Source organism: Nocardia sp. NPDC003345, assembly GCF_053589395.1.
Genome location: NZ_JBSFRU010000577.1, coordinates 1 through 1747, shown reverse-complemented (window position 1 = coordinate 1747; position 1747 = coordinate 1). Strand labels below are relative to the sequence as shown.

At 69.1% G+C, this 1747-nt stretch carries 2 protein-coding genes; both read right to left on the bottom strand.

From position 1 onward, the window contains the following. Window positions 1-100: 100 nt before the first annotated feature. The gene (dapC, locus tag ACWDU1_RS32125; RefSeq protein WP_450004179.1) at window positions 101-1171 is read right to left on the bottom strand and encodes a succinyldiaminopimelate transaminase; all 1071 of its coding nucleotides are present in this window, start codon (window positions 1169-1171) and stop codon (window positions 101-103) included. Window positions 1172-1221: 50 nt separating this feature from the next. Next, window positions 1222-1545 (bottom strand): ferredoxin, encoded by a 324-nt coding sequence (gene fdxA / locus ACWDU1_RS32120; RefSeq protein WP_450004178.1) that lies wholly within the window; start codon window positions 1543-1545, stop codon window positions 1222-1224. Window positions 1546-1747: the final 202 nt, after the last annotated feature.

Genomic DNA, 1747 nt, shown 5'->3' with positions numbered 1-1747 from the left:
CCCGCGCGGCGAAGCCGCGCCAAAAAACACAGAACCTTGGCGAGCAGGGTCACCTACCCACCTTCGCGGACCAGGCCCCCAACCAGCCCTGCCCGAAAACCTACAACCGTGCCGCCGCGGCGGCGATGCGTTCGTCGGTAGCGGTGAGGGCGATGCGGACGTGCTCCGCCCCCGCCGGACCGTAGAAATCGCCCGGAGCCGCCAGGATTCCCCGCTCCGCCAGCCAGTCGAGCGTGTCGCGACAGGGTTCGCCCCGGGTCGACCACAGGTACAGCCCGGCTTCGGAGTGATCGATCCGGAACCCCGCCCCCAGCAACGCCGACCGCAGGACCTCGCGGCGGGCGCGGTAGCGCTCCCGCTGGGCGGCCTCGTGCGCGTCGTCACCGAGCGCGGCGGTCATCGCCGCCTGGATCGGGTACGGCACGATCATGCCGGAATGCTTGCGCACCTCCAGCAGTTCGGTCACCAGTTCGGAATCCCCGGCCACGAAACCCGCCCGGTAGCTGGCCAGGTTCGAGGTCTTGGACAGCGAATGCACCGCCAGCAGGCCGGTGTGGTCGCCGTCGGATACCCGCGGGTCCAGGATCGAGACCGCCGGCTCTTCCCAGCTCAGCCCCAGGTAGCACTCGTCGGAGGCCACGACCGCGCCGCGCTCCCGGGCGAAGGTCACCACCTTGCGCAGATGGTCCACGCCCAGGACCCGGCCGGTCGGGTTGGACGGTGAATTCAGGTAGATCAGGGCCGGGTTCTCCGGTCCCAGCCGGGTGAGCCCGTCGGCCCGCAGGAGCCGTGCCCCGGCGAGCAACGCGCCCACCTCGTAGGTGGGATAGGCGACCTCGGGGATCACCACGAGATCGGCCGCACCCAGCCCGAGCAGCCGGGGCAGGCCCGCGATGAGCTCCTTGGTGCCGATCACCGGCAGGACCGCGGCCTGGTCGACACCGGTCACGCCGAACCGGCGTGCCAGCGCGGCCACCGCGGCGGCCCGCAATTCCGGGGTGCCGTAGGTGGCCGGATACCCGGGCACCTCGGAGGCAGCGGCGAGCGCCGACCGGATCAGCGGATCCACCGGGTCCACCGGTGTGCCGACCGACAGGTCGACGAGGCCGCCGGGATGCGCCGCGGCCCGGGCCTTCACACCGGCGATGGTGTCCCAGGGGAATTCGGGCAAACCCGCACTCACCCTACGACGGCGGGAAACCTCAGTGCTCACCGCGCGCTCTAGTCCTCGGCCATCGGCGGGAGCTCTTTGATGAACGGCGGATCGAAATCGACCTTGCCCAGCTTGGTGGCGCCGCCGGGCGAACCCAGATCGTCGAAGAAATCGACGTTGGCGTTCACGTAGCCGCTCCACTGGTCGGGGGTGTCGTCCTCGTAGAAGATGGCCTCCACGGGGCACACCGGCTCACAGGCACCGCAGTCGACGCATTCATCGGGGTGGATGTACAGCATGCGGCCACCCTCGTAGATGCAATCCACGGGGCATTCCTCGATGCACGCCTTGTCCTTCACGTCAACGCACGGTTCGGCGATGATGTACGTCACTCCCGCTCCTAGTCTTCCTTCTTCCGGGTAACTGCGCCCGCACACAAGTATCCCTGGCGTCCCACAGGCTACCCCGCTAAGCCTGGCCTAAATTTTGGCGCGCTGTATTGATTGGAGCGGCTCCGCCGCTCGAGGTTCGGCCCTCCGGAGCGCCTGCTGTCGGCCCTCGAGACTCGTGGCTGCGCCACATGCGCTTCGAGGG